The 21,190-nt window shown below is 67.9% G+C and carries 16 protein-coding genes and 1 pseudogene; 12 read left to right on the forward strand and 5 right to left on the reverse strand.

Features of this window, described 5'->3' with window-relative positions; genetic code table 11:
* Positions 1–282: 282 nt before the first annotated feature.
* Complete coding sequence (locus EV645_RS32085; RefSeq protein WP_130447783.1) at positions 283–813, forward strand: hypothetical protein; 531 nt, start codon at positions 283–285, stop codon at positions 811–813.
* Between the two features lie 71 nt (positions 814–884).
* Here the strand turns inward: EV645_RS32085 and EV645_RS32090 are convergent, their stop codons facing one another.
* Positions 885–4,643, reverse strand: coding sequence for a S8 family serine peptidase (locus EV645_RS32090; protein WP_198681991.1), 3,759 nt, complete (start codon positions 4,641–4,643; stop codon positions 885–887).
* Positions 4,644–5,332: 689 nt separating this feature from the next.
* Between EV645_RS32090 and EV645_RS32095 the strand changes: the two genes are divergently transcribed.
* Positions 5,333–5,797: an OsmC family peroxiredoxin gene (locus EV645_RS32095; RefSeq protein WP_130447784.1), complete on the forward strand. Its 465-nt coding sequence runs from the start codon at positions 5,333–5,335 to the stop codon at positions 5,795–5,797.
* A gap of 225 nt (positions 5,798–6,022) precedes the next feature.
* On the opposite strand, the gene EV645_RS32100 is transcribed toward EV645_RS32095, so the two are convergent.
* The gene (locus EV645_RS32100) at positions 6,023–8,809 is read right to left on the reverse strand and encodes a helix-turn-helix transcriptional regulator (protein WP_130447785.1); all 2,787 of its coding nucleotides are present in this window, start codon (positions 8,807–8,809) and stop codon (positions 6,023–6,025) included.
* A 259-nt stretch (positions 8,810–9,068) separates the two neighbouring features.
* On the opposite strand from EV645_RS32100, the gene EV645_RS32105 reads away from it, so the two are divergent.
* The 4 genes from EV645_RS32105 to EV645_RS43455 all read left to right on the forward strand — a co-directional run bounded on the left by EV645_RS32105 (position 9,069) and on the right by EV645_RS43455 (position 11,496).
* Positions 9,069–9,320: a hypothetical protein gene (locus tag EV645_RS32105; RefSeq protein WP_242000785.1), complete on the forward strand. Its 252-nt coding sequence runs from the start codon at positions 9,069–9,071 to the stop codon at positions 9,318–9,320.
* A complete protein-coding gene (locus tag EV645_RS32110; protein ID WP_130447786.1) occupies positions 9,317–10,141 on the forward strand; it encodes a carbohydrate ABC transporter permease in 825 nt (274 codons plus the stop codon). The genes EV645_RS32105 and EV645_RS32110 overlap by 4 nt, the downstream gene beginning before the upstream one ends.
* Positions 10,142–10,232: 91 nt before the next feature.
* Positions 10,233–10,844 (forward strand): glycoside hydrolase family protein, encoded by a 612-nt coding sequence (locus EV645_RS32115; protein ID WP_242000786.1) that lies wholly within the window; start codon positions 10,233–10,235, stop codon positions 10,842–10,844.
* A 457-nt stretch (positions 10,845–11,301) separates the two neighbouring features.
* Positions 11,302–11,496, forward strand: a complete 195-nt coding sequence (locus EV645_RS43455; protein WP_422386656.1) for a hypothetical protein — start codon at positions 11,302–11,304, stop codon at positions 11,494–11,496.
* 104 nt (positions 11,497–11,600) lie between these two features.
* On the opposite strand, the gene EV645_RS32125 is transcribed toward EV645_RS43455, so the two are convergent.
* Complete coding sequence (locus EV645_RS32125; RefSeq protein ID WP_130447787.1) at positions 11,601–12,431, reverse strand: alpha/beta hydrolase; 831 nt, start codon at positions 12,429–12,431, stop codon at positions 11,601–11,603.
* Positions 12,432–12,736: 305 nt separating this feature from the next.
* Here EV645_RS32125 and EV645_RS32130 point away from each other — a divergent pair, with 305 nt between their 5' ends.
* On the forward strand, positions 12,737–13,288 hold the full coding sequence (locus EV645_RS32130; RefSeq protein WP_130447788.1) for a hypothetical protein: 552 nt from the start codon (positions 12,737–12,739) through the stop codon (positions 13,286–13,288).
* Positions 13,260–13,802, forward strand: coding sequence for a low temperature requirement protein A (locus EV645_RS32135; RefSeq protein WP_198681992.1), 543 nt, complete (start codon positions 13,260–13,262; stop codon positions 13,800–13,802). The genes EV645_RS32130 and EV645_RS32135 overlap by 29 nt, the downstream gene beginning before the upstream one ends.
* Here the strand turns inward: EV645_RS32135 and EV645_RS32140 are convergent.
* Positions 13,762–15,150 carry an SIR2 family protein gene (locus EV645_RS32140; protein WP_130447790.1) on the reverse strand — a complete coding sequence of 463 codons (1,389 nt, stop codon included), beginning with the start codon at positions 15,148–15,150 and terminating at the stop codon, positions 13,762–13,764. The two genes, EV645_RS32135 and EV645_RS32140, sit on opposite strands and share 41 nt — an antisense overlap.
* A 193-nt stretch (positions 15,151–15,343) precedes the next feature.
* Here EV645_RS32140 and EV645_RS32145 point away from each other — a divergent pair, with 193 nt between their 5' ends.
* Complete coding sequence (locus EV645_RS32145; RefSeq protein WP_130447791.1) at positions 15,344–18,145, forward strand: helix-turn-helix transcriptional regulator; 2,802 nt, start codon at positions 15,344–15,346, stop codon at positions 18,143–18,145.
* A gap of 21 nt (positions 18,146–18,166) precedes the next feature.
* Here EV645_RS32145 and EV645_RS32150 read toward each other — a convergent pair whose 3' ends face one another.
* Positions 18,167–19,237: a ferritin-like domain-containing protein gene (locus EV645_RS32150; protein WP_130447792.1), complete on the reverse strand. Its 1,071-nt coding sequence runs from the start codon at positions 19,235–19,237 to the stop codon at positions 18,167–18,169.
* 255 nt (positions 19,238–19,492) lie between these two features.
* Here EV645_RS32150 and EV645_RS32155 point away from each other — a divergent pair, with 255 nt between their 5' ends.
* The 3 genes and pseudogenes from EV645_RS32155 (at position 19,493) to EV645_RS42955 (ending at position 21,136) form a co-directional block, all read left to right on the forward strand.
* Positions 19,493–19,789 carry a hypothetical protein gene (locus tag EV645_RS32155; protein WP_130447793.1) on the forward strand — a complete coding sequence of 99 codons (297 nt, stop codon included), beginning with the start codon at positions 19,493–19,495 and terminating at the stop codon, positions 19,787–19,789.
* 41 nt (positions 19,790–19,830) lie between these two features.
* A pseudogene (locus tag EV645_RS43460) lies at positions 19,831–20,625 on the forward strand (MFS transporter); the annotation flags it as partial.
* A 73-nt stretch (positions 20,626–20,698) separates the two neighbouring features.
* Entirely contained in the window at positions 20,699–21,136 is a 438-nt protein-coding gene (locus EV645_RS42955) for a PucC family protein (RefSeq protein WP_242000788.1), read from the forward strand.
* Positions 21,137–21,190 lie beyond the last annotated feature (54 nt).

Raw genomic sequence — 21,190 nt, forward strand, 5'->3', positions numbered from 1 at the left:
AAACCAGCCGCCCCGAACTCCTCCCCATGGTGCCCCCGCACCAAGCCACTGGGAAGGCATCACAACCCACGAAGCAAATCTTCGCCACCACGACCACCCGAACAACCAGGGCCGGTCCCGCAGACAGCGTCACGCAACACCCGAGCGGCTGAGACACGGGGACGAGCCGTCGCCGCGCATGCGAACGACACCAGTGCGGCGGCGCGACTCAGATCACCGAGTGGCCGGTGGACAGGCGCTAGTCTTCCGGGACGGATCGATCATGGCCTCCGGGGGGACATCGTGGCGAAGCAGCAGGCTGACCCGTTGCCGCAATACACGGTCGAAGAGATTCGCGCCGCGTGCGAGGCGCCGCTACCCGCGGGCGTGACGATGGTCCTGATGAAGAAGACCGTCACTGGACTGCAGGTCAACGAAGGCGGTGTCTCGGTTCTCGAGCGCTCCGACCGTCCATGGCGTCAACTGTCCCCGGTGACGAAGGTGGCCCGCGGCGTGTTCATCCGCAGCCGCATCAGGCTCCGGTTCGCCGACGGAAGCAAGGCGACGGTGCGCCCGTACAAGCCGAAATTGCGGTGTCTGCTCGAGACGGGCAAGCGCGACAGCTTGAACTTCTCCTCACCGAGTAGCGGCGACGCCCGCAGCAACGACTCGGCCCTGGACAGCCTCGCCGCGATCTTCGTGATCCTGGTAGCGATCGTGATGTTCCCGATCTCTCTGGTCCTCCTGGCCCGCGAGATGCTCGGCACCTCCGCCCGGGCAAAGCAGGCGGCCCTCCTACTGCCCCAGCTGCAGGCCGTCACCCAGACCAACTGAACGTTGCCACCAGCAACTTGTCCCATAACCGAACGAGGCGGCGGCCGGCGTCCGCCGGCCGCCCGCCTGCATTATCTGAGCCCGAAGGCCCGGACGATCGTCTGGCTGATGCCGCCGCCGTTGCGCTGCTTGGCCGTGACGCGCACCGACACCTGCCCGGCCCGCGGCGGCGCCTGCAGGTGCGCCTCCCAGCTGCCCTTGCTCTCCTTCAGCTGCAGTCGTTGCCAAGTCGCCCCGTCGTCGTACGAGACCTCCAGCCCGACCGAGACCACCGCGTCCTGCCGGGCACTACTGCCCAGCACCACCGGCTTGACGGCGAAGACCGAGTTCCGCTTCGCCCGCCCTGACGCATCGACGTCCACGCCGTAGTCGAGCTGGGCCAGCGGCAGCGGCTGGTTCTCCGCCTCCCCGGAAGTGAAGGTCCACTCGGTGTGCGTGCTCGTCGAGTACGGCGTCAGCTCGGCGTTCCCGACGGTGTCGGCCACCAACCGGTACGGCCGCTTCTCCGGCGCCAGGTCGCCCACGCCGAAGTCCGGACGCGGGCCGTTCCCGACCAGCTTCTCCTCGCCCTGGTACAGCGCGAAGCTGCGTGTCATGAGCGAGTCGCCGCTGTGTGCGGACCCGCCGTCACCGAACCCGGCGATCATGCCGCCCATCGCGTTGCCGACCCGGTGCGGGAGCTCGAACTCGAGCATCCGCGGCCGCACGATCGGACCGAACCACCGCTGGCTCTGCACGCTGCGCGGCTGGTAGCTCGTGATGTCCGTGAACGTCGCCCAGCCGTTGATCGAGGCGTACTGCTGCCACTTCGCGCCCGCCGACACCCAGTCCGTCCGGTGCCCCACCGCGGGCTTCGCCGGGAACCGCGGTACCCGGATCGACCCGTAGACGGCGTACGGGAAGGCGGCCGGAAAGTACTCGTACGCCGGGCTGTCCTCGCGGCTCTCCAGGACCTGCTGCCCGTTCGGGGGAGCGAAGTCGTTCTCGATCCTGGCGAGGCTGCCGGGGTCCGTGGCCGCGGACGGGTCGTCCGGGACTTTGCCCTGGTGGTAGTCGACCAGGTCGTACAGGTACGACGGCACCGGGTTGGCCGCGACGGTCAGCTCGGTCCGGCGCGTGGTGAGCTTCTTGATCAGGGCCTCGCCGTCGTCGAGGGTGAGCGACGCGGTCGGGATCGGGCCGAGGGTCCGGCCGTCGGCTCCGCCGTACCAGTCGTTGTAGCGGCCGATGCCGTCGTTGACCACGAGCAGCATGGCCGCGCCGGCGGCGTGCGCCGCGGCGGCCCGGTCCGCGGGCGGTACGTCGATGCTGTTGCGGACGACGACCGCCTTGCCGCGCGCGGCCAGAGCGGCGTACTCGGCGGGCGTGCCGGTGCCGGCGAAGACGGCCGTGACGCGCGTCGTACCGGCGCGGAACGCCGGGGAGCCGGGCTGAACGAGCAGCGAGTCGTCGAGTCTGCGGCCGTCGTAGCTGATCGTCAGCGGCGTCTGTTCGGCCCGGAACCGCGTGGTCAGCACGAAGCTGCCGGTGCGGACCTTGTTCTTCGTCGGCAGCGCCCAGAAGCTGTCGTAGTCCGGCGGCGGCATGAAGATCTCGTGCAGCGCCGCCCTGTCGTCGGGGGTCGGTTGCGCCGAGGTGAAGGACCGGAACAGGTCGAACCTGCTTGTGGTGACGGTCGTCGGCTTGGGTGTGTCGACCTTGATCGGACGGCTCCGCGACGCGTCCAGGACGACGTCCCGGTCCGCCGTCAGGTCGACCTCGGGTGCGGTCAGGAAGGCCAGGCCGAGCGAGTGCGGGCCGTTGCTGCCGGGCACGTCCAGGGTCGAGACGATCGTGTACGAGCCGGGCGCCCACCGGCTGGTGAGCTCGCCATCCGTTGCCCACAACATAGTGGACTTCCCGTCGGCGCCGGTGACCTCGACCTCGCCGCTGACCGGCTTGCCGGTCTGGTCCTTCAGGTGGATGGAGAGGTTGTACTTCTTGGGCTCGACGGCCAGCCCGACGGCCGTGTGCACGGTGCCGGTCGACGAACTCGCGATGACCTGGGCGGCGTACTGGCCGGGAGCCAGTCCGTTCGGGTCCGCCGTGAAGCCGACCGCGGCGGTGCCCCTCGCGGGCACTGTTACCTGGGTCGCGGCGAGGCGGAAGATCTCGGCGTGGTCGGTGGACAGCTGCAGCGTGAGCGGCTTGTCCGTGGTGTTGCGATAGCTGATCTGGCGTGTGATCGGCGTCCGGGTCGGCTTCGGCGACCACGCGACGAGGCCGGCGTCGACCGATCCGCTGGCGATGAGCTGGCCGTGCAGCGAGGCCGCCGCGACGTCGACGCGTCCGGTCCCCGCCTGGTACGGCGTGTACGCGGGCGTCAGCTTGCTGGTGCTCATCAGCGCGTCCTTGAGCTGCTGCCCGGTCCAGTCCGGGTGCTGCGCAGCGAGCAGGACGGCCGCGCCGGCGACGTGCGGAGCCGCCATCGACGTACCGCTGTCGGTCCGGTAGTAGCCCTCGCCGCCGTCGTTCGTGTACTGCGACCGCGCGGCCAGGACGTCGACGCCGGGTGCGGTCAGGTCTGGCTTGAGGCCGTCGTCCATCAGCCGCGGTCCGACGCTGGAGAAGTCGGCGAGCTGGTCCGAACCGTCCACCGCGCCGACGGTCAGGGCGGAGTCCGCGGTGCCCGGTGAGCTGACGCTGTACGGACTGCTCCCCGAGTTGCCCGCGGCGATCACGAACAGGGCACCGGTCTCGGCGCTCAGCTCGTTCACGGCCCGACTCAGCGGATCGTCCTGGGTGTGCCAGGCCGCCGTCCCCAGGCTCATGTTGATCACCTTGGCGTGCTCGGTCCGCGCCGCCCACTCCATCCCGGCGATGATGCCGGAGATCGGGCCGGAGCCGCTGTCGCCGAGCACCTTGCCCACGATGAGATCGGCGTCCGGTGCGACGCCGCGCTCCTTGCCGTCCGAGGCCGCGCCGGTACCGGCGACGGTCGACGCGGTGTGCGTGCCGTGACCGTTGCGGTCGACGACGTCCTCACCGGCCACGAAGCTCTTGGTCGCCACGATCCGCGGTGCCAGGTCCGGGTGCCCCAGGTCTACACCGGAGTCCAGCACCGCGACCCGCACGCCCTTGCCGGTCACGCCCGCCGCCCACGCCGTTGGCGCGCCGATCTGTGCGGTGGTGTCCGCGAGCATCGTCCGCGCCTTGCTGTCGAGCCAGACCTTTCCGACCCCCGCCGCGAACGAGGGCGCCGCGGCAGTGCTCGCCTTCGCCCGCAGACCGCTCTGCTCGGTCAGCGCCGACCAGAGCGCCGCCGCTTCCGCCTTCTCGGCCTTGACGGCCGCGCCGTCGACCGACGGCAGGTCGAGCGTGGTGGTCGTGCCCGGCAGCGCCGAGCGGCGCGCGGTCCTGGCGGCCACGCCGGGCGAGCCGGTGACGACCAGCGGGAGAGCCTTGCTCCGCGCGTCGTCGTACCCCTGGGCCACCAGCTCGCTGACGTTGAACAGCTGCTTGTCGAGCTGCCCGGTCGCCAGGTACGGCATCGCGGCGCCGGGGTAGACGAACGTGTCGCCGTTCTCGACGCTGACCCGTACCGGTCCGGTCGACCGCGGAGCGCGTTCGACGGCCTGCACCGACACGGCGCGGCCGGGACCGGGCGCGACCGTGACCTTGTCGCCGGTGATGAGCGTGAGGTCGAGAGGTGTCCCTCCAGCCGCGGCCGCGCCGCGGGCTGTGGGGAGTGGTGGGGGAGGTTCGGCGCCGGCCGTCGTCGGAGTGGCAAGACCGACGACCAGGAGAAACGCGGCGCCCGGCATGAGCAGCCGACGGGCGGAAGAACGCATGGTGTCCTCTCGGTGGTCTGGAGTGACCGAATCTGATCAGCGCCGTGGACAGATGTAAACGAATTGCCCGTTTTCGCCAGCAACGCGCCGATTTGGCAAGAATGGGCACGCAGCCAGGGGTCAGGTCCGCTGTTGCGGGTACGTCGTTGCTGACGCCGGTCCGCGCCCGCATCCGCGAAGGCACCTGAACGGCACCGGCTGAAGGTGCTTGTGATCGATGAGCTCTCGGCTGCGGTTGATCGTTCCGCGCATCAACCGGCGAATCGGCTCGCTGTTCGATCCGGTCCACCGGGACATGAACAAGTTGCGCAGAGCATCGGATGCAGGCTGGGATCCACGCAGCTGCGCGAACAGCACACGCGGCCCTTGCTCGGGCCACCTGACGACGACGCTGAACGCCGCCCGCCCGATGGGGACCCCTGGCGATGAGTTGTGTGTCCGAGGAGGAACACGCGCCTTAACCGCACGCGTAGAGATCAGCATTTGAGGAGAATCCAGGTCGCGAGCGCAGAGCGAGGCCTCGAACTGCGTCAGCCCGAACGGATTGCTCTGCGGTGTACCGGGCCACGCCCGGGGATATGGCCCGGGGTCTCCCGGGCGCGATGGGGCTCTGCGCGGCATGACAGTTGTGTCAGGCAAATCCGCAGCCGCGGGTCCCGTCCGCATCGATGATTGAAGGAGCATCCCAGATGACAGCAGTACAGCGAACGGCGCAAGTTGACTGGACAGGAAGCATCGCCCGGGGGACCGGGGTCACCTCGGGAGGAAGCGGCGCGATCCGGGACCTGCCGGTCACGCTGGCATCGCGTTTCGGTGAGCCTGCAGGCAAGACCAGCCCCGAGGAGCTCATCGCGGCGGCGCACGCAGGTTGCTTCGCCATGGCGCTGGGCTCTGTACTTGCGGGACAGGGGACGCCTCCGGAGTTCCTGCAGGTCATCGCCACAGTCACGCTGGAGACATCAGGCGATCCCACGATCGTCTCGAGCCTGCTCGACGTCCGTGCTCTAGCCCCTGAAGCCGATGCCGCATCGCTCGAACGGGCAGCCCATGAGGCCGAACGTAGCTGTCCAGTCTCGCGAGCCTTGGAGGGAAATGTCGAGATCCGGGTCCACGCCACGCTGGACCAGCCGTCCGCCTCTCCGACACCGATGTGATGCGACATTCGACCCGACTGGGAGAGGCAATGAAATGTCAGTCACTGCGTTGAACCGGGTCGTCTACACCGCCCAGGCGGTCACCGAAGGCGGCCGGTCCGGGCACAGCGCGGACCTGATGGCCGAGGCAGACGAGCATGGCCCTTGTTCGGGTGCCACCCGTGGCAACATTCAGGTCGTACTCACCGTCGACCGGACACCGATCGAGGAGATCGTCGAGAACGATCAAGGCGAATCGTCTGACGACGAGGCGGCCGAGCTCGAGTCGGGCAGCGCACGGCGCAGTTGTTTGCGGGAGGTGATGTCAAGTTTGGCGAACACCTTGCCAAGGTGCCATTCGACAGTGCGAGGGCTGATGAACAACCGGGCGCCGATCTCGGGATTTGTGAGATCGTCGCGGGCCAGCCGGGCGATCTGCGCCTCCTGCGCGGTCAGCTCCTCGTGCGGCTCGACCGTCCGCCTTCGAAGTGTCTCGCCAGTGGCGAGCAGCTCGCGTCGGGCACGCTCGGCAAATCCCTCGGCCCCGGCGCGGCTGAACGTGTCGTGGGCCAGGTAGAGCTGCCGGCGGGCTTCCACCCGACGGTTCCCCCGACGCAACCACTCGCCGTACAGGAGTTGAGCACGGGCGAGGTGGACGGTTATCCGGGTCTGGGCGAGGCGTTCGACCGCCTCTCGGTAGAGGGCGTCGGCGGCGTCGCCGTCGCTCAGCGTCGCGCGGGAGCGGGCCTCGATTCCGAGCGCCCACTCCGTCCCGGCGGCGCGGGTTCGTTCCTCGAGTCGCCGCAGGGCTGTAGCGCCGATGCCCGATCGGTCGCTGCGCGCAGCCGCCTCCACGAGCTCGGTCAGACCCCAGCCGAAGAGACCCAGGTCATCGTGTTCACAGACCCGTTGCGCGGCGGCGAGCGCGTCCTGGTAGCGGCTGAGACCGTTGTAGAGCACCGCTGTGGCGTAGTCCGCCAAGGCGATCGCCCTTCCTTCACCCCTGGCTGTTGCATCCTCGATGCTGGCCCGGATCAGCGTCGTGGCCTGGGCTTCCTGACCCCGCCATGCGGAGAGCACCAGCGAGCTGTACATCAACGGGGGGCTGCCGGTTGCCTCGGTGATCACGGCGGCCTCATCGATGAGCTCTGCTGCGGAGGCGAACTCGCCGGCATGTATCTCAACGCCGGCACGATAGGTGAGCGCGATCGGGAGGGCGGTCAGCCAGCCCGCATCCCGCGCGTGCCGAAGCTGCTGGGTGGTCAGCTCATGCCACGACTCGTCATCCCACAGATCCGGGGCGATTCGGCATCCCAGCCAGAGCCAGCGGGTGTCGTCCTGACTGCGGCCCTCCTCCTCGGACAACGCGCGCAGCGCCCGCTGGAGCGGCTGGACCCCCGCTGCGTAGCCTTCGGTGAACCTTGTCACGAGACCGTCGAGGAGTAGATCGATCGCACGTGCCGGCTGCGGGCCCCGGGGCGCCGTGCGGGCTGCTGCGGCGGTGTCGGCCACGCTGCCACCGCTCTTGCTGAGGCGGCCGGCGAAGATCGCCGCTCCGAGCGCTTCGAGGTAAGTCTCACGCGCCGACTGTGTGTCCAGCGCCTTGAGGTGTACGGCGGCGTTGAGCAGTAGCGATGGAGCTTCGTTGCCGCGTCTGAGCAAGAACGACAGCTGTGCGCGCAGCCGCTCCAGCCCGGCCCGCCGGATGCCGTCGAGCGGCGCCAGCTCGGCCGCCGCAAGCAACGCGTGGGCCGAGTCCGGCGCGCCGGCCAGGAGCTTGGCCTGAGCGGCGGCGAGTGCACGCGTTGCACGGCGCGCGCGATCGGGCGTCAGCTCGGTCGCGCGTTCCAGGAACGCGGCCGCCGCGACCGCGCCGCCGCGGGCGCGCGCCCGCTCGGCCGAACGCTCCAGCTCGTCGGCCACTGCCTCATCCGGCCCTGACGCCGCACGGGCGAGATGCCAGGCGCGCCGATCGGGATCGAGCACCAGATCGGTTGCTTCTGCCAGCGCACGGTGTGCCGCCTGCCGGTCGCCCGCGGACACCGACTGGTAGACCGCCGAGCGGACCAGCGGATGGCGGAACCGGACCCGGGCGCCGAGCTCGACCAGTCCTGCAGCCACGGCAGGCGCTGCAGCGTCGCCTCCGATTCCCTGTAATTCGGCTGCGCGGCGTAGGAGCGTGATGTCGCCGATGGGCTCAGCGGCAGCGGTGAGCAGAAGCTGTTGCGTATCGTCCGGAAGCGATTGGAACTGTCGATAAAAACTCTGTTCGACGCGGCTCGCCACAGCCGCCGTGTTGGGCAGGCCGAATCCGCCCGCCAGCTCTGTCGGCGTCAGCACGCGCGGCAGCTGCAACAGCGCCAACGGGTTGCCCCGCGTTTCCGCGACGATGCGGTCGCGCACTTGTACGTCGAGCGGTCCACGAATCGCCGAGGCCAGGACCAGGTGGGAGTCGCGCTCGCTGAGGCCCTGAACCTTGAGCTCCGGCAAGCCGGTCAGCTCGTCGCTGGGCTCCCGCACGGCGAATATCAAGGCCACCGGATCGACCATCAGTCGTCGTGCAACGAAGGCCAGAGATTGCACGGAGGCTCGATCGAGCCACTGCGCGTCATCGATCACGCAAGCGAGCGGCTGCTCCTCAGCCGCACTCGCCAACAGGGTCAGGACGGCAAGACCGATGAGGAAACCATCAGGTGCGGCGCCGTCCTGCAGCCCGAATGCGACCCGCAGCGCATCGCGTTGTGGGGGTGGCAACTTCTCGATCCGGTCGAGCATCGGCGCACAGAGCTGGTGAAGGCCGGCATAGGCGAGCTCCATCTCCGACTCGACGCCGACGACTCGCGCGACGCGGAAGCCCGCCGCGTGCTCGAGCATGAAGTCGAGCAGAGCCGACTTACCGCAGCCAGCCTCACCGCGCAGCACCAGCACGGAGCTCTGCCCTGTAGGTACCCCGTCCAGCAGGGTGGCCAGTACCTCGCACTCACTGCGTCGACCACGCAACACAGACCGCGGGCGACCGCTGGACGGACCCATGGTCGATGGTAGGGAGTACGCCCACCGGTTTGGCAAGCTCCCGAGGCGATCGGCATGGGGCGCAGACCCTACTCTGCCGTGCCGCGTGCAGCCCTTCCGCCTCGTCCGTTCGCGCCCAGGTCAGGCAGACCGGGGATCGGACCCGGGGACCTACCGGCGCCGACGGGTGCCGGTCGCCGCGAGCCTGGGGCTGTCAGTACATCAGCTGACGATCAGCTCACGGTAGGAGAAGTCTTTCTGGAATGTCACTGTTCCCGGAGTGCGGCCCGCCCCAACACTGGTCGTCCTGCTGGCGACCGTCACCGGGGCGAACCTTTTCACCGAGCCCTACCTGCTCACCGGTGGCGGCGGGCCCGACGGCGCCTCCGCTTCGCCGGTGCTGGTGATGTACCAACGCGGCATCGAGCAGGGCAATCCCGATGTGGGTTCGGCGATCGGCGTACTGCTGGTGATCGGCGTGATGCTGCTGGCCCTGCTCGAACGCCGGTTCGTCGGGCGGGAGGCTCGATGAATAGTCTGTGGCGATTCCTGGCTCTACTACTCGGGGCCTTCGTTTTCCTGTTCCCCTTCTACTACATGCTGGTCGGCAGTCTGCAGGCCGAACCGGACCCCGGCGTCCAGGGTGCTTTCCCGTCGCCGGGGAACCTGACCGGCAGGAACTATGCCGAGATCGACGCCGCGATCAACCTGGGCAGGTCCCTGCTCAACTCGGGAATCTTTACCGGCGGGGTCATCCTGGGGACGCTCGTCTTCGGCGTATTCGCGGGCTACGCACTGGCCCGGCTGCAGTTCCGCGGCCGAGGTGCTGTGTTCGGCCTGATGCTGCTGGTCCAGGTGGTCCCGTTCCAGCTGTTGACCATCCCGCTGTACGTGGTGATCGTGCGCAGCTACGGGTTGGCCGACTCCTACTTCGGTATGATCGCGCCGTTCACGATCAACTCCACGGCGGTGTTCGTCTTCCGCCAGTACTTCCTGCAGCTGCCGCAGGAGCTGTTCGACGCGGCCCGGATCGACGGCGCAGGCGAGTTGAACATCCTGTGGCGGGTCGCCCTCCCGTTGGTCAAACCTGCCCTCCTGACCGGAGTGCTGATCACCTTCATCGGTCCGTGGAACGAGTTCCTGTGGCCGTTCCTGATCACCAAGCAGCAGGATCTGCAGCCGCTCGCGGTGTCCCTGTCGAACTACCTGACCACCGTGTCGGCGCGCGCGGCGAACCCGATCGGCGCAGTTCTGGCCGGGGCCTGCGTACTGGCCGCTCCAGCTGTGGGCCTGTTCACAGTCTTCCAGCGGCGCTTCATCTCCCAGGGCATCGAGTCGGGGATCGAGGGCTGACCATCCGGGCATCCTCTATCTGCTGCCCCGGCTCGTTGCCTCCGGCAACGTACCTCGGGTCGGGTTGGCGAAGGTCGAGGTCATTGACGGTGTGCCGACCGGTGTTTCCCGCGAGGGGATCGCGCTCGCTCCGGACGAGGGCTGGGAGCGCGGCCTGCACAATGCCGGCGTCGAGGATCCACGGGTCGCCTGGATCTCATCGCTGGGCAGACACGTGATGACGTACGTGGCGTACGGGTCACTCGGGCCGAAACCCGCTCTCGCGGTCTTGTCGGACCTGCGGAACTGGGAACGATTGGGACAGCCGGACGGCGAGCCGTCGTACGCGATGCTGCATCGGCCGATGTCGGACCTGAGCTGGTTCCGCGAGGGGGAGGGCGTGCATGTGCCGGCCGGGGTCACCGATGACAGGCCGCGGATCTGGGTGTCGTTCGTGGCGGTCTCGCTGGTGGAGGACGACGTACGCAACCTGGTGCATCTGCGGAGCCACCGGCTGATGATCCACCACGGCGTGACCGGGAAGCAGCCGCAGGGCTTCGACCCGACAACGCAGAAGGTTGTCTGCGCGGCCCGGGCACTGCTGCTCGACGCATCCGATGTGGTGTTCCCGACCGCCATCGAGCAGGTCGACGGCGTGCGCTACGTGTTCTACGGCATGGCCGACTCCAAGATCGGCGTTGCCAGACTGGACCAGTCCTCATGACCGCCGCGTACTGGACCTCGCGAGCAATATGAACGACCCGGCGACCAACACCCGCTGGCAGGACCCGCCACACCGACCTGACCGAAGTGAGGACCCTGCTGGGGACCGGTCTGGCGACGCACGACGGACCGGCCGGAACTCGCAGTCCGGGGACCTGTTGCCCTCGTACGCCAAGTACCTCCCCAGCCTCGCCGGCAGCCGCCGGTTGAAGATCGTCATCGATGCCGGCAACGGAATGGCTGGATACGCCGCCCCGTCGTGCTCGACGATCCCACCCTTGACATCGTGCCGCTCTACTTCGATCTCGATGGCACCTTTTCCCGTCACGAGGCCAACCCGCTGGTGACACCGTGTCTCCCAACCAGGTCATCAGCCTCATCGCCGCGCGGAACTCGCCGAGCACCCCGGCTTCGCGCTCGTCTACAACGTCATCGCCGGCAAAGCTGTCGCCGGGAAGATCACCGAGCACGGCAGCACACTCGTCCGCAGCCGGGTCGGACACTCGTTCATCAAGCAGGCCATAGCCGACCACGACGCGGTATTCGGCGGCCCCGCCAACATCGAATCGTTGCTCCGTCTCATCGTCGAGGCAACCGGCGACGACAGCATGAACCAGGTCCGCCAAGACCTAATCGCCCTGTTGGACCGGTGAACCCATCGGAGGTCTGCGCCTTCCCCGTCCACGCACTCGCTGGCCCGGCCTGAGAACAGGCCTGGCCAGTGAGCTGCTCGGCTGAGGTGGCGCGGAGCTCGGGGTCACCTCACTCGGTTTGAGTTCACCGCGTGTTCGATGAGTGCGGCGAACCGTGATGCCAGCCGGGTGATTCCGCCGACGTGACTGGCGGTGGGGAATTCGACGACGGTGGCGCCGACGTGTGCCGCCATCGAGCGTTCTTCGGCCGGGTCGATCATGCGGTCCTGACCGGACACGGCGTACCAGGACGGGACGTTGTGCCAGCCGACGGGGCCGGAGGGTGTTCCGACGATCGAGAAATTGAGCGGCCGCTGGGCGGCGTTCAATACGGCTGCCTGTCGCTTGCTGAGGTCCTGAGCGAAGTACTGGTGGAAGAAGGCCGGGTCGATGAACGCCGGCGAAGCGAAGGGCTCGCCGGTGAAGACCAGGTGCCCGAAAGCCTCGGACGGGATGAAATCGGCGCCGAGGCTGGCGATCGAGTCGCCCTCGTCAGGTACCAGGGCCGCCGCGTAGACGAACGCGGAGATGTCCGTGCGGCCGTGCGAGGCACCGGCGGTGACGATGCCGCCGTACGAGTGCGATACAAGCACCTTTCTCCCCGAGATCTTGTTCAGCGCCGTACGGACGATCGCGACGTCCTCGGCGACGCTGTTGAGGCCGAGCTTGGGGGTCACGGTGCGGTAGCCGTCGTCCTTGAGCTCCCGGGTGACCGTGTCCCAGCTCGTGCTGTCGGCCCACGCGCCGTGGACGAGTACGATCGTCGGCTTGGTGGTGTGCGCCTCGGCCGGCACCGTGAGTGACACGCCGGCCGTCAGGACGGCGACTACGGCGGCCCCGAGCGCAGCGATTCTTCGGCGACGGCGTCGGGGAGTGGTTGTGGGATGAGACTGCATGGAGTCCTCCTAGTGCGGTGAGTCCGTTGGTGTAGCGATGCCGCCACTCTGGTTGTCAGGGCAGGCCCACGGCGCCCGCGTAGTCCCGGGTCGATGCCCGGGTCGCCCGCCGGGACGTCACCCGGTCCCGGGTTGTCCCGATTCACTCGCTGCGGTCCACCGCAGGCCCCGGGAATTCGGACCAGGGGGTGGCTGGGGTACTCACAGGCGCGCGCCCATCTGCTCGGCGCCGAGAGTTGAACTGCCTGGAACAGAGGCACTGATCGAAATCCCGAGACCTGTTGATCGAGAGGGGTGGCGCGCTGATGACCTGGACCCCCACCATCCAGTCCTGCGACTCCTATCTGGGCGATCGCACCGGCAAGTACGAGTTCCGTGCCGTCCGGTACCGCGCTGCCGCGGACTGGCTGACGGCGAGCGGCCTGAACAATGACATGACCCTCGTCGACGTCGGCGCGGGCATGACCGAGCTGGACTACTGCCTGCGCGCGGAGTACGGGTGGCGAGGCCGGTACATCCCCGTGGACGGCGGCATCGATGGCGTGAATCTGAATGACTGGACGCCGCCACGGGAGGCTCATTTCTTCGTCGCCCTGGAGATCATCGAGCACCTGTCCAACTGGCGCGACCTGATCGAGCGCATGCAGGAGAAGGCACTCATCGGGGTTGTCATGTCGACGCCGAATCCGCGCACCACGGACGTGATCGGCATGGACCCGACGCACGTGGTCGAGGTCTTCTCCAAAGATCTGGAGCCCTATGCATTCCAGGTCTCGGAGCAGACCTTCTACGGCGGCGTACTTTCCGACGGGGAGCCGGACGCACTGTTTGCGACCTGGCGCCACCGACCTGAGTGATGACGACACCGACTCGATCGCGGTCCTCACCCTCGTCGTCACCGCAGCCCGGTGGTGGATGTACTTCTGGCCACCACATCACCGAGCCATCAGCGCCTTCGGCAGCTCTCCGCGCTACGGCTACGTTCACTACTTCGTCTTCGCCGCAGCCGGCGCCTTGTCGGCAGGCATCGAAGTCGAGATCGGCGTTTTGACCCACCGCAGCAAACTCGGGGACGTGGCCGCCTCCTTCACCGTCACTGTTCCGATCGCGATCTTTGTCCTCGGCATCTGGTGGATCGCTCTGTGTGGCGCCGCCGACCGCGTCGTCAACGCAGCGATCCCGCTGGCAGTCGTCCTGATCCTGCTCGACCCGATACTTCCGGTTCCCTTCGCGGTCACTGCTGTCGTCATGACCCCGGTCGTCGCAGTCCTGGTCCTGCACCCACCCGTGCCAGAACATGCGCTCGAGGTCGTGCGCGAACGCCGAAGGTCTAGGTTCTCGGGCGGCACATCGCCTGGTCGATCGCGGTGATCGCGGCCATCACGGCTACATCCGGATCGGGGTCAGCCAGGTTCTGCCAGACCTGGGGATCGCACGGGCGGCCACCGAGGTCCGGAGGGCTGGACGAGCTGTCCCAAACGGCGCGTGCGGTCGCGCCGCTGGAGGCCAGGGGGATGACGCTCACGCCGTGCTCGAGAGCCAGTCGCACCTCCTCGCTGGTGCCGCTTCCGCCGCAGATGACCAGTAGTGCGCGGCAGTTGTCGAGGACGTTGCCGACGAGTTCTTCCCGCTCGAGGTCAGTGAAGATCGCCGTGCCGAAATGCGTGTCCATCGGTGGCGTCTGCTCTCCGGGATTCTTGCGGAAGTAGATGCGGAAGCGGTCAGGCGAGTAGTGGCCATTGGCTCGAAGGAGCTCGGCGAGCCGGCTCGTGACACCCCATCCCGCCGGTCCGCCGAGCGTGGCGAGCTGCCATGACGGAGGACGAGCGGTGAGCGCGACGGCGAGCTTGTCGTACCACGGTTTCAGCTGTGCGTTGTCGCCACTCCCGCTGATGAACAAGCGTTCGGGCCGGGTCCGGGTGGTGATTGCGTGCAGCATCGGGGTGAGTTCGCTGAAGTCGCTGATCTCGCAGACGTGCACACCGCTGTTCTCCAGGTCGCGGACCCGCAGCTCGTGGAGTTGGATGCTCTTGGGGTCGGCCGGTCGACGCAGAGCTGTGAGGTGTCGGTCAGCAGCTGTGGTGCCGTATCGGCGGGCGAGTCGCAGCAGGACGTCGATGTTGGGGTCAGCGAAGCTGAAGCCGAGGAAGAGCATGGTGCGGGTGAGGTAGGACGCTCGGAGGAGTGCCCACATCCGGGGGTGGGTGTCCTCGTACTGCTCGAAGTCGCTGCGGGTGATCACGGGCGGGGCGTTCCAGACCGACGGGGTGCCGAGACTGAGGCTGCCGTGCATCTTGATGATCGTCCGGCGTCCGGTGCCGATGTCGAGTGCGTCATTGTCGTGTGCGGCGACGCTGGCATCAGGAGCTGCTGCTTCCAGGAGCGAGTCGAAGTTGGTTGTCCAGATCTCGTCGATCGGGAGCTTCGCGATCAGGCGATGACTCTCCGCCGGTGTCCGGTACGGCGACAGCACGTTGCGCAGGTGAGTCTCCAACGCCGGCCGCCGACCGGGACCGTTCTGTTCGTAGTACTCGGCGAGCAGTGGGAGATCCGCGAACTCACCCGCCAGGCCGATCTCGGCGGCGAGCGGGCCGAGGAGGCCCCTCCAGGACGGCAGTCCGGCCGCCGCGGACAAGCCGGCGCCCACGAACAGCGAGGCGACGCCGGCATCGACAGCGCCACCGAAGATCCCCACGAGCTCGTACCGGTCAATGGTCACCCGACCAGCGTGCCACGTCCGACCCGCGCCTGTTCCACTCCGGGAGTGGTGGAGCGTTCGTGCCACCAGCTGTTGTGCGGCTCGTGTGAGACAATCCGGCGGAGGCTCCCGCCCGATCCTGTGCGTGTTCCCGAAACGATGACGTGAGTCATCGAGGCAGCCTGGGCAGACGTCGACCTCACCTGGAGGCTCGATGGGTACGGCAACATGTGGTTCCTCCGGTTCCCGGTTCCCGGTTGTCGACGTGACGTCACACCGGCTGCCCCCAGAGCTCCGCGGCAGGCAGAGCGAGTGCGCGACCCTCGACGCCCTCGTGGGCAAAGTGCGCGCCGGCGCGAGCCAGGTGCTGGTGCTGCGGGGCGAGGCAGGCGTCGGCAAGACAGCTCTGCTGGACTACCTGGCGAGTGGGCTTCGGCCGAACTGCCGGCTGGCACGAACGGCGGGCGTCGAGGCCGAAGTGGAGTTGCCCTTCTCCGCCTTGCACCAGTTGTGTGCGCCGATGCTGGATCACCTGGATCGCCTTGCCGGGCCGCAGCGCGATGCACTGTCCACTGCCTTCGGCATGCACATCGGGTCACCGCCGGACCGATTCCTGGTCGGACTGGCCGTTCTGAGCCTGCTCGCGGACGTGGCGGAGGAGCAGCCGTTGGTGTGTGTGATCGATGACGCGCAGTGGCTCGACCCCATCTCCGCCCAGACACTCGCGTTCGTGGCACGTCGACAGCTGGTCGATCCGGTCGCACTGGTCTTCGCGATGCGGAGCGGGCACGAGGACAGTGAATTGGCCGGGCAACCGACGATGGAGGTTCGAGGGCTGAGGGACGCCGATGCTCATGCGCTGCTCGACACCGTCCTGACGGGCGAGGTCGGCCGTCAGGTGCGCGAGGCGATCGTGGCCGAGACCCACGGCAACCCGTTGGCGCTACTGGAGCTTCCTCGCGGTCTTTCGACAGCCGAGCTCAGTTTCGGGTTCGGCCTGGCGGACGCCGTTCCGTTGGAGACTCACTTGGAGCAGGGCTTCTCGGAGCGCTTGGCGGCACTGCCCGGTCCGACGCGCCTGTTCTTGCTTGCGGCCGCTCTCGAACCCGTCGGGGACCTCAGCATGCTGGCACGAGCCGTGCAGCGGCTCGATGTCGACCTCTCGGCCTCGGCGCCGGCGGTGCGAGCGGGCCTGATCGAGCTGAGTGCGCGGGTTCGGTTCCGGCATCCGCTGGTGCGATCTGCCGTTGCTCGGGCTGCAGCGATGACCGACTGGCGAGCCGTGCACCTCGCGCTGGCAGAGGAGACCGACCCGGAGCTCGATCCCGACCGTCGGGCGTGGCACCGGGCGCACGCGGCAAGCGGCCCCGACGAGGAGGTCGCCGTCGAATTGGAGAGGTCGGCAGATCGGGCGCAGGCCCGAGGAGGTCTGGCGGCACAGGCGGCATTCCTCGAACGTGCCATCGAACTGACCGACGACCCTACTCGACGTCCAGCCCGCATCCTGGCTGCCGCGAGAGCCTGGCATCAATCCGGGTCATCGGACGAGGCACTTGCGCTTCTGGCGGACGTCGAGGCTGCGCCGCCCGATGGGCCGACTCGCGCAGAGGTGGAGGTTCTCCGGGCGCAGATCGCGTTCTTCTCCAGCCGTGGCCGCGACGCGCCGCCCTTGCTGCTGTCAGCCGCTCAGCGGATGGAAGCGTCGGACGAAGGTGCGGCCCGCGACATTTACCTCGACGCGTTGGCGGCGGGGCTGATGGTCGGACGTCTGGCAGGAGATGTGGGCGTTCGCGATGTCGCCCAGGCAGCCCGTGCGGTATCTCCATCGACCGAGCGTCCAGCCGGCTTGTTGCTGGACGGTATGGCGTTGCTGATGACCGACGGGTACTCGGAAGGCGTCCCGCGAGTGCAGCGTGCATTGAGTGCTTGGCGAACCGACGAGGTGTCGGTCGCCGATGAGCTTCGCTGGCTATGGCTGGCCACTCATGCCGCCCATGACGTGTGGGACGACGAGAGCTGGGAGGTGTTGTGCGCACGCCACCTCCGCCTCGCGCGGCATGCCGGCGCTCTCGCGGTGCTGCCGATCGCACTCAGCAGTCGCATGGGCCTGCATTTCTTCGCAGGCGAGTTCGCGGAGGCGGGTGCGCTCGTCGACGAGTTCTCAACGATCAATGAGGTCATGGGCAATCACCTGCCGCCCTACGGCGCTCTGGCGCTCGCGGCGTGGCAGGGCCGGCCGGACATCGTCTCCGGACTTGTTCGATCCATCTCTGCGGAGGCCAGAGCGCGCGGTGAGGGCATGGGACTCACCATCGTCGACTACTCATCGGCCGTTCTCCACAACGCTTTGGGGCACTACCAGGAAGCGATGGCAGCAGCAGAGCAAGGGGCTGGGTTCCCCGACGAGCTCGGCTTCTCCACCTGGTCGCTGGTGGAGCTCGTCGCGGCCGCCGCGCGAAGCGACCATCCCGACCGTGCTGGGGATGCGCTGGAGTTGCTGATTCGGAGAACGACGGCCAGCGGCACGGACTGGGCTCTGGGAATCGAGGCCCGATCTCACGCACAGGTGAGCCAGGGCGACGCAGCCGAGGGCTACTACGTCGAGGCGGTCGAGCGACTCGGCCGGACTCGCATGCGCGTCGAGCACGCGCGTGCACAACTGCTGTACGGCGAGTGGTTGCGACGGGAGAACCGTCGCCGCGATGCCCGCAGTCGCCTGAGGTCGGCGTACGAACTGCTCACCGAGATGGGAGCGGAGGCCTTCGCCGAACGGGCCCGTCGCGAGCTGGTCGCCACCGGTGAGACACTCCACCCGCGATCCGTCGGGGCTCGGGAAAGTCTTACGGCGCAAGAGGCTCAGATCGCTCGACTGGCGGCTGAGGGGCGCACGAACCCCGAGATCGGAGCTGAGCTGTTCCTCAGCCCACGCACCGTCGAGTGGCATCTCGGCAAGGTGTTCGCCAAGCTCGGGATCGGCTCCCGCCGTGAACTATCCGGCACACTCCTCAACGCGTAAGGCGGCCTCGCCCGGCGTGGCTCATCGGCGGAGGCCGGGTTCGACGTACTCGAAGGTCGGGCCGGCTGTTCGGCCGTCTCCGTCGGGCATCTCCATCAGGCTCACGGCCTGTGCTCTGAGTTGGTACATGGAGCCAACAGCTGCCCCGAGCAGTTGCGGGCTGCCGTTGAACGCCTGATCCAGCGACTGGAGCAATGCGCAGTATGTGTCGTTGAACTCTGCCTGGGCGATTCGGATCGGGCTGTCGAGCGGGTGGTCGGCCAGTCGCGGGTTGCGGCGCATCGGGTGCGCGCCGCCGTAGTCCACCGGGAAAGCCTCACCGGTGGGCCCGGATTTCGGAGTGTCGCCGCATCGGTGGCGCCGGCCCAACTTGAGTTCCACGAAGCGGTAGTAGTGCGCGACCTCGTCCCGGTCGGGATGGAAGATGTCCTGGTCGCCATCCCACACCTCGCCGCGGGGCGTGCCCTCGCCCTGCTCGACGATCTCCGTCAGCGCCACGAGAGCAGTGTCGAGATTCTCGACCTGGGGCAGGCGGCCGGCGGTGTGGCTGAAGTGGTCTGCCGTGACCTGGCGCGCCGGGTCACCGGAGAAGAGCTCCTGCTCGCCGAGTCGGGCACAGATACGGTGCAGGCCCTGTTCGATCGCGTCGTAGAACTGCCCGATCGTCTCGTAGTCGTCGCCCTCTGGCGGTGCACCGCACGGTGCGGGCTGCTCGAGGCGGAGGAACATCTCGAGTGCCTCCGGTCCGAAGGGAACCAATGAGATCTCCAGCGAGCGGTCGCCGTGGGGTAGGCGCTGCGGGTAGCCGGGCAGCATCTCGGGCTTGTCCAGGCAGGGTTTCCCGCCGATGGCGTTGAGGAGGTTCGCGGCCAGTGCGAGGTGGATCATCTCCTCGACGAAGACGCTGCTCACCACTTGAACAGCATCGGCGTTCCGCTTCGGGTCGAGCGAGTAGAGCGCGCAGAGGTACGGCGGCAGGGTGGCGTGCTCCAGTTCGATCGCCCATTGGAGGTGCTCACGAAGGCTCTCCAGCGTCTCGATCCGTGCGCTCGGCGGCACCCCGGAGGTCCGTTGCTGTGCTGCGTATTTCATGAGTGCCTCATCTCGGCGGTCGACAGGGGCGGGTCCTTGAATCCAACCGTCGGAGCCGGACAGGAAGTCGCGCGCCCGTGAATACACCGGCCACCCCCGGGTCTGAGATCCCAGTGGGGCCTGGGTGTTGGCGACCCGGGCGTTGACCCGGCACTACGCGGGTGCCCGGGGCGCACCCTCCCGCCCAGTGTGGGTAACCGACACGACTCGCACCGGGAGCGCCGACGCGTCCGGCATCACAGAAAGGGCCTCACAATGACCGCCGATCCGCACATCCCCGCGGCGCTACTCGCACACCGCCGGCACACAGCATGGATCGCGCCGAGCCCCGGTGACCGCACCTTCGACTTCGGCGAGACCTGCGCGCGGTGCGGACCTGGCACCCGGGCTCGCTTCAAGTGGGTGTTCTCGCGGATCAGCGACCTCACCCAAGAACACTGCGACCTGTACCTGTGCACTCACTGCTCGGCCGCAGGCGAGCTTCGCCTACTCACCACCAGCATCCTCCGAGTTGACGCCCACGACCTGTTCGGCCCTTCGGCGCCCAGATGACGCACCGACTGACCGCCCTGGCGATCGCGCAAGGAGCTTTCATGTCTCCAATCCAGCTCTCCACCGGGGCGCCCGCTGCGTGGCGCCGGCCAATCCTGCCCGCAGATTTGGCTCTGGCGGGTGCGGCGATCACCTTCACGAGTCTGTATCTGACGGCAGGTGCGCTGACGCCGTTGCTCGTGGTCTACAGGGAGCAGTGGAACTTTCCCCCGTCGCTCCTCACGCTGGCCTTCGCGGTCTACGCGATCGGCTTCCTCGCCGCGGTCCTGACGGTCGGGTCATTGTCCGACCACGTCGGCCGGCGCCCGGTGCTGATCGGTGCCCTGCTCATTCAGATCCTGTCGAACCTCGTGTTCCTCGTCGCCACGGACGTCGGGTGCGTGATCGCCGGCCGGATCCTACAGGGCCTGGCCGGCGGCGCGGCGACCACTGCCTTCACCGCGACGCTCGTCGAACTTGCTCCGCCCAACCGGAAGAAACTGGGGACGATCCTCGGCAGCGTCGGTCTGACCGGGGGGCTCGGTCTCGGTTCCTTGCTGGCCGGCTTGGCGATCCAGGTCACGAGCGCCGCGAACACCATCATCTTCGTCGCCCTCACGATCATCACGATCCTCGGGGCTGTCGTCGTCGCACTCTCTCCCGAGACCGTGACCCGCGCACCCGGTGCGCTCCCCTCGCTACTGCCTCGCATCACCTTCCCGCCCGTCACCCGAAAGGAATTCGCCGCGGCAGCGCCTGTCGTAGCCGCGGTCTGGATGCTTGCAGGCTTGTCAGGCGGGCTCGCACCTAGCATGGTTCGCAGCGTCTTCCATCTGAACAGCGGCCTGCTCAACGGCCTGGCCGGGTTCATAGCACCGGCAACCTCGGCCGTCATCGGACTGGTGTTCGCGCGTCGACTCTCGGCATGCGATGACCATCGGAATCTACGCGTCCGTCATCGGGGCCATCGGCATCATCAGCGGTGTGTACGCCGGAAGCCTGGCCACCATGATCATCGGACAGGCCATCGCCGGTGTCGGCTTCGGCGCATCCTTCACCGCGGCCCTGCGCCTCATCTTTCCGCTCGCGGCGACTCATCAGCGCGCGGGAGTCGTCGGCGGAATCTACCTCGTCTCCTACCTAGCGTTCGGAGTGCCCATCGTCATCGAAGGTGAACTCACCCGCCCTCTAGGCGAGATCCCAGCCGTCTCCTTGTACACGGGGATTGCCATCATCCTCGCGCTCATCAGCCTGATCGCCCAACTGCGCCTCAAACGCAACCTCCGAAGCGCCGCTGGACCGGCTTGTACCTCCTTGATGCGAGCCTCCGGCGCGACTAAGCCGGCGCGAGACGACACTCCCGCATGATCACCAGCAACCGATGCTCTGACCGAGCGTGCGCGCCGTCTCGACGCGGCTTTG

This window comes from Kribbella rubisoli (genome assembly GCF_004217145.1).
In the GTDB taxonomy this organism is placed as follows: Bacteria; Actinomycetota; Actinomycetes; order Propionibacteriales; family Kribbellaceae; genus Kribbella; species Kribbella rubisoli.